7 protein-coding genes are annotated in these 6199 nt (G+C 62.6%); 4 read left to right on the top strand and 3 right to left on the bottom strand.

Going from position 1 to position 6199, the window contains the following annotated elements; genetic code table 11:
* Positions 1-266: MerR family transcriptional regulator (locus tag ABWP50_RS12740; protein ID WP_353218360.1), on the bottom strand; the 266-nt coding region annotated here is incomplete at its 3' end.
* A 59-nt stretch (positions 267-325) separates the two neighbouring features.
* Between ABWP50_RS12740 and ABWP50_RS12735 the strand changes: the two genes are divergently transcribed.
* Together ABWP50_RS12735 and ABWP50_RS12730 are read left to right on the top strand one after the other, a co-directional pair.
* Positions 326-2242 carry a multicopper oxidase domain-containing protein gene (locus tag ABWP50_RS12735; RefSeq protein WP_353218363.1) on the top strand — a complete coding sequence of 639 codons (1917 nt, stop codon included), beginning with the start codon at positions 326-328 and terminating at the stop codon, positions 2240-2242.
* Positions 2242-2937 (top strand): copper resistance protein B, encoded by a 696-nt coding sequence (locus ABWP50_RS12730; protein WP_353218359.1) that lies wholly within the window; start codon positions 2242-2244, stop codon positions 2935-2937. The genes ABWP50_RS12735 and ABWP50_RS12730 overlap by 1 nt, the downstream gene beginning before the upstream one ends.
* A gap of 34 nt (positions 2938-2971) precedes the next feature.
* On the opposite strand, the gene ABWP50_RS12725 is transcribed toward ABWP50_RS12730, so the two are convergent.
* The gene (locus tag ABWP50_RS12725) at positions 2972-4390 is read right to left on the bottom strand and encodes a S8 family serine peptidase (RefSeq protein ID WP_353218358.1); all 1419 of its coding nucleotides are present in this window, start codon (positions 4388-4390) and stop codon (positions 2972-2974) included.
* A gap of 96 nt (positions 4391-4486) precedes the next feature.
* On the opposite strand from ABWP50_RS12725, the gene ABWP50_RS12720 reads away from it, so the two are divergent.
* Positions 4487-5077: a sigma-70 family RNA polymerase sigma factor gene (locus tag ABWP50_RS12720; RefSeq protein WP_353218357.1), complete on the top strand. Its 591-nt coding sequence runs from the start codon at positions 4487-4489 to the stop codon at positions 5075-5077.
* Positions 5074-5628 (top strand): hypothetical protein, encoded by a 555-nt coding sequence (locus ABWP50_RS12715; protein WP_353218356.1) that lies wholly within the window; start codon positions 5074-5076, stop codon positions 5626-5628. Before ABWP50_RS12720 ends, ABWP50_RS12715 begins: the two co-directional genes overlap by 4 nt.
* A 135-nt stretch (positions 5629-5763) precedes the next feature.
* Here ABWP50_RS12715 and ABWP50_RS12710 read toward each other — a convergent pair.
* The coding region (locus ABWP50_RS12710) for a hypothetical protein (protein ID WP_353218355.1) at positions 5764-6199 on the bottom strand (436 nt) is incomplete at its 5' end.

The following is a 6199-nucleotide window of genomic DNA, read 5'->3' as shown; positions in this document are numbered from 1 at the left end:
AGCGCCTGCACGCGGGCACGATCATGGCTGGCATCCAGCGCCAGCAGCTCGGCGATTTCCTTCAGGCTGAATCCGGCGCGCTGCGCGGTGCGAATGAAGCGCAGGCGCTGAATATCAGCGTCGTCATAATGGCGAACGGCGCCGCTGCTGGCCGGGATCGGCAGCAGGCCCTTGCGGTGATAAAAGCGCACGGTTTCCACGCCCACGCCGGCCGCTGCGGCAAGATGCGCGATGGTGAGCCGTGATGGGGCTTGACTCCGTACCATGGTCCGCACGCTATGGCAGCAGGATGTGGTTCAGGCAAATCTTCGCGCTCTTGCTGTTTGTGCTTCCGGCGGCGGCGCAGGCCGGCACCTACGATCTGGTGGTGGAGCGGCGCACCATGGCGGTCGTGCCCGGCCGCAGCGACAGCGTGATCGCCATCAATGGCAGCGTGCCCGGCCCGACCTTGCGCTTTCGCGAGGGCGAGGAGGCGGTGGTGCGCGTGACCAACCGGCTGGCCAGCAGCACCTCCATTCACTGGCATGGCCTGTTGGTGGATGGGCCGAACGATGGCGCGCCGGGGTTTAATGGCTTTGCCGGCATCAAGCCCGGCGAGACCTACAGCTACCGCATCAAGATCCGCCAGAGCGGCACCTATTGGTATCATGCCCACAGCGAAGGCCAGGAACAGGCCGGCCAATATGGCGCGCTGATCATTGCGCCGGCCGGGGATGATCCGATCGTTGCCGATGCCGAGCATGTTGTGCTGTTTTCCGATCACACGCGTGAAGATCCGGGCCGCGTTTTGAAAAACCTGAAGAGCGACAGCGGCTATTATAATTGGAACAAGCGCACGGCGCCGGAAATGCTGCGTGATGCCCGCAAATTCGGCCTGAAGGCGACCCTGGCCGAACGGCAGGCGTGGGGGCAGATGCGCATGGATGCCACCGATATTGCCGATGTGACCGGCTACACGTTGCTGGCGCATGGCAAGCCCACGGCTGCGCAGCCGACGCTGGGCTTTGTGCCCGGCCAGCGGGTGCGGCTGCGGCTGATCAATGGCTCGGCGATGAGCTTTGTGGATGTGCGCATTCCCGGCGTGAGCATGACGGTGGTGGCCGCCGATGGCCGGCCGGTGCAGCCGGTGCTGGTGGATGAACTGCGCATGGGTGTGGCGGAAACCTGGGACGTGATCGTCACGCCGCCAGCGGGCGCGCACGCGCTGTGGGTGGAAACGCTGGATCGCCGGGCGAGCGTGCTGGTGCGCCTGACCAGCGATCTGGCCCTGCCCGTCAGCGCGCCTGCCGCCCGGCCCAAGCAGGTGCTGCTGCTGAGTGAAATGGGCCATAGCATGCCGGCACCGGGCGAGGCGTGCAGCGCGGAGCATGCCGCCATGGGCCATTGCGTGGTCGGCGGCACGGCGGCTGCACCGACTGTTGCGGCGGCCGGCGATGCAGATTGCCCGCCCGAACATGCCGCGATGGGCCATTGCACGCCAAAGACGCCAGCGCCGCAGCTGGTTGCAGGTGATCCCGATTGTCCGCCCGAACATGCTGCGATGGGCCACTGCACGCCCAAAGCGCCAGCCGTGAACAACCTCCGCGTTGGCACAGCGGTGGCGCTGGCCGCAAAGCCGGCGGCTGGCACGCCGTTTCCGGTGGTGGATTATGGCTATGGCCGCGATCCGATGGCCGGGATGCCGCCGATGAAGGGCATGCCCGTGCTGGGCCGCGAAGGCGATACCGATGGCAGCAACCGCGTGTTCGGCTGGGCCACCGGTGCACCCTATGGCGCGCGGGTGCTGTCGATGCGCGATCTGGCTGCGCTGGTGCCGCGCGCCGACGCTGCGCCGCCCAGCCGCGAGATTGTCGTTCGGCTGCAAGGCAATATGGAGCGCTATATCTGGACGCTGAATGGCAAGAAGTTCGGCGAAGGCCCGCCAATCGATGTGAAATTTGGCGAGCGCGTGCGCATCACCTTCATCAACGAGACGATGATGGCGCACCCAATGCATCTGCACGGCATGTTTTTCGAGGTTGAGAACGGCCAGGCGCCGGGGCTGACGCCGGAAAAAAATGTCGTGGTGGTGGCGCCTGGCCGCACGCAATCGATCGTGCTGACCGCCAACGAGGCCGGCGAATGGCCGCTGCACTGCCATCTGCTTTATCATATGAACAGCGGCATGATGCAGAAGCTGGTGGTGGCCAGCGTTGCCGGGCCGGACGGCAAGGCGGCGCCCGCCATGGCGCATGTTCATTGATGCGGGTGTTATGGCTCACGGCGATTCTGTGTGGGCCAGCGGCATCTCAGACGGTTCACGGCCATGATGGCGGCATCAACAATTACACGCTGGTCGAAGAAGCCGATCTGACTCGCTTCAACGGCAAGCTCGTTGCCAATTGGGAAGCACAGGGCTGGATCGGCAGCGACCGGGACAAATTCTGGTGGCGCACCGAAGGCGAAACCCAGGGGCCGCGGCTGGAGCAAAGCGAGTTTCAGGCGCTGTACAGCCGCAATGTTGCGACGTTCTTTGATGCGCAAATCGGCCTGCGCCACGATATCGCGCCCGACGCGCGCACCTATGTGGTGGTTGGCGCTCAGGGCTTGGCGCCGCTGTTTTTCGAGACCGAAGCGCACGCGTTTTTCGGGCTGCAAGGCGATGTGCTGGTTCGCCTGCGCCAGTCCTTTGATCTGCGCATCAGCAACCGTTTCGTGGTGCAGCCCTTGTTTGAAACCGACATCTACCTGACCCGCGAGCCCGAACGGCTGATCGCGCCCGGCCCGGCCATATTGGAGGCCGGCATCCTCACCCGCTATGAAGTCACCCGCCGCATCGCGCCTTATGTGGCGGTGATGTTCGAACGACGGTTGGGCGAATCCAGCCGCTTGGCGCGGGCGGCGGGCGAAAATCCAGGCGGCTGGTCGGTGCGGACCGGTGTGCGCTTCTGGCTGTGACGGCAATTGGCCCAAACAAGGGCATTTTGGGCACTCACGGCACCTGTGATCCCAGCTGGATCAGGGTGGCGCGCAGGGTCATCAGATCAAGTTGTGGTTGCTTCGACAGCAGTTGGGCGGCGAGGCCGGCAATCCGGGGCGCTGCATATGATGTGCCCGCCCGCCCTGATAGGCCAACCGGGTTTGCCAGCAAATCGGGCTTGGTACGGCCATCCAGGGTCGGCCCGCGGCCACTGTATGCGGCTGGGCGTTGTCCATCGCTGGCCCCGACCGTAAGTGCGCCGCGCGCAGTGCCCGGGATTGCGATGCTGCCCTCCGCAACCGACGGCACCAGTGAGTCCACGGCGCCGGTCGCTACCAATTGCACAATCGGCCGGCCGATGCGGAGCGCGGTCATGCGGTATGGCAAGCGCACAATATAGTCGCCCGGCGCCAAGGCGCCAACATCGAGTGTTTCGATGGGTTCACCGACCAGGCCGCGCGGGGTATTTTGTGCTTTGACCAATTTTCCGGCAGCATCAAACAATTCAAGATCAATGTCCCAGAAGCCTGTCGGTATCCTTCGTCTGGCCAGGCCCCAATCATCCCAGCTGAGTTGCAGGGTAATCTTGCCGCCCTTGGCTTTCAGCAGGATGCCGCCGCCGGCAACATCGACCATTCCATCCCGGTCTGCATCCAGCAGCGGCGCTTGCCAGCTGCGCTGCGCATCATTGCCTGAAACCGTGACGAACAATATGCCGCGCGCAGACAGTTCATCCGCCAGTTGATCGAGCGGCGCTCTGCCGTCGCGGCGGTCGCCATAAGACGCGCCGGAAAAGTTGATGATCTGTGCGCCTTCTTCGGCCAGACGTTTTGCAGCACGGCGGACGTCTTGATCCACTGGATTGGCAGGCAGCCGGAACAGGAGCAATTCGGCCGCGGGTGCCAGTTCGTTGATGATGGCCAGCACCTGATCGGTGTGCGTGTTGCTGCCGGCGGGGGCCAACCCACCGGCTGGCCACGTGCCGCGCAGTTGCCCCAGAACAGGGTTACCGGCACTTACGGCTGCAAAATCAATCACCCCGATGCGCACGCCGCTGCCATTGCCATGGCCCTGACGCCCCGGTGCAGATTTGGCGATGGTTTGCGCATCAGAACGCATCGGCGGCGCTGGAAAATCGTCAGGCAGCAAAATTGACTGCTGCGGCATGGCCCAGCCCAACGCGCCGCTGGCTGCGATCGTTTCGATTTGCGCAATCGGCAATTGGGCAAGTACGCTGCCATCGGGCAGGATTTCGCTGCCGGCAATGGCCGGCAGTTGTTTTCCGTCTGCCGGGATCAACAATGCCGACACCCCGAACGGCGACTTTGAAACAGTATCGAGCAGCCGCGGGCTGATCGGCAATTGCGCCGCCCCAGGTGATCCCAGCATCAGGCAAGCCAATGCCACCCCGGCGGAAAAATAATTTTTCATTCTGAGATTCCAAACTGCGAACGCTCGCAAATAATATATGATGTTAGAGCAATGAACGTTTAGGAGGGGTCCGAGCGTTCATTCCGGGGTGAAGATATGCACGATCTCGAACAAGCAGGCGATGCCCAGCTGTGTGCTGCCCATGTTGCAGGCGACAGGCGGGCATTTGCCGCGCTGTATGATCGTCACAGTCGATGGTGTTTTGCCCGAGTGTCTCGTCTGGTGCGCAACGATGCCGATGCTGAGGAAGTCCAACAAGAGGTTTGGGTTACGCTTGCGCGGAACCTGGGCACCTATGAACCGACCGCGCAATTTCGAACCTATCTCAACGCGATCATTCGCAGCCGGGCTTCGGACCATTGGCGGCGGCTCAGCCGCCGTCCGGTCACCAACGATCTTGGCGATGAGGATGCCGAGTTTGACACGGCAGCAGCAGATGCGCCTCTGCCGGACAGCGTCGCGCAATCAAATGAAGCTGTCGCTGCATTCTCTGCGGCATTGGCCGGCCTGTCCACCGACGAACAGGCGGTTTTCCGTCTCAAGGAGGGCCTTGACCGAGGCGCGGACATGACTTGGCAGGACATAGCCGAGACACTTGCCATTCCGCTGGAAACGGCGCGAACGCGCTATCGCCGTGTCTGCGCCAAATTGAAATTGGCAATGCGCGAACACATGGATCTGTCATGACTGAAAACACACCCAAATCTGGCGCGGACACGGTCTGGAGCAAACTCCTGGCCGCAAGCACTGCCGATGCAGTGCCGCCACCGGAATTGCGTGATGCCATCCTCCAGCGGGTTGCCGAGCAGCACGCAGCCGACGTGATCGCGAAGCTGCCGGCGCCGGCGAATGATCGCTGGTTCAAGCCCTGGATGGGCATGGCTGCGGCAATCGCGGTGATTACCGTGGTCGGCACCGCCAATCTGCCGTTCACCACGGCTGATCGCGGCGCGCCGGTAACGGCCGCCGATGCCGGGCCTCAGCCATCAAAACTGGCAGTGCTTGTGCTGGCGATTGGTCCGCGCGGTCTTGCTGATGCTGATCAGGCAGAAGTCGCCATGTGGGCGCAGCAGCCAGGCCTGTGCAACCAGCCGGTTCGCGTTACTGTGCGAGCAGGAAATGCAGACGCAGCTGAGGCCGCCAAAGTGCAAGCCCAGATCGCAGCAAGCGCCGTCTGCGCCGTATCATTCGATCGCGCTGTCGGCACCAATGGTCGGATAGAGATCAGCGCTGGCTGATTTCCGATATCTGAAGGCTGCGTCGATCAACTCGGCGTACCGCTACTGATCTTCCGGCGCGCACTTGGGTCATTATAATTGAGCCAAAAGACATCGCGGCAGCGCAGCGGTTGGGCCCAAAGTCGCCAGAAAAATCTAGCGTACGATGATCACCATTTCACTTTCGCGCAGCCGCTGTTTGCTGTCCGCGATCTGCACATAAAACCGGTGCTTGCCCTTGGGTGCTGCGGCACCGTTGGACGTTACCTCGTTTCCTTTCCAGATTGCCGCCGCCATCATTCGTTCGGTGACATCGATCCGGAAAAAACCATATTTCACTTTCAGAGACTTCGTATCAAGCTGCGCGTCGGATTGCGTGATGAAGCGCACGACCACGTTGAATGGATTGACCAGCGGCAGCGCCATCGTCGGTTGTACCACTTCGATCCGCGGTGCCAGCACATCAACCGCCTTCGGCACGGTGGATTTTTCCACCAGGCCCTTGGCAACAGCCGTTTCGCTATCCTGCGCCTCGGTAGCGGTAACCAACTGATAAATCGGCTCGGCGGCTGCGATGTCGGCAATTGCCAGA

This window comes from Sandarakinorhabdus sp., assembly GCF_040398645.1.
Classification (GTDB): Bacteria; Pseudomonadota; Alphaproteobacteria; order Sphingomonadales; family Sphingomonadaceae; genus Sandarakinorhabdus.
The sequence above is the reverse complement of the archived record's forward strand: the minus strand, read 5'-3'. Positions and strand labels throughout refer to the sequence as shown.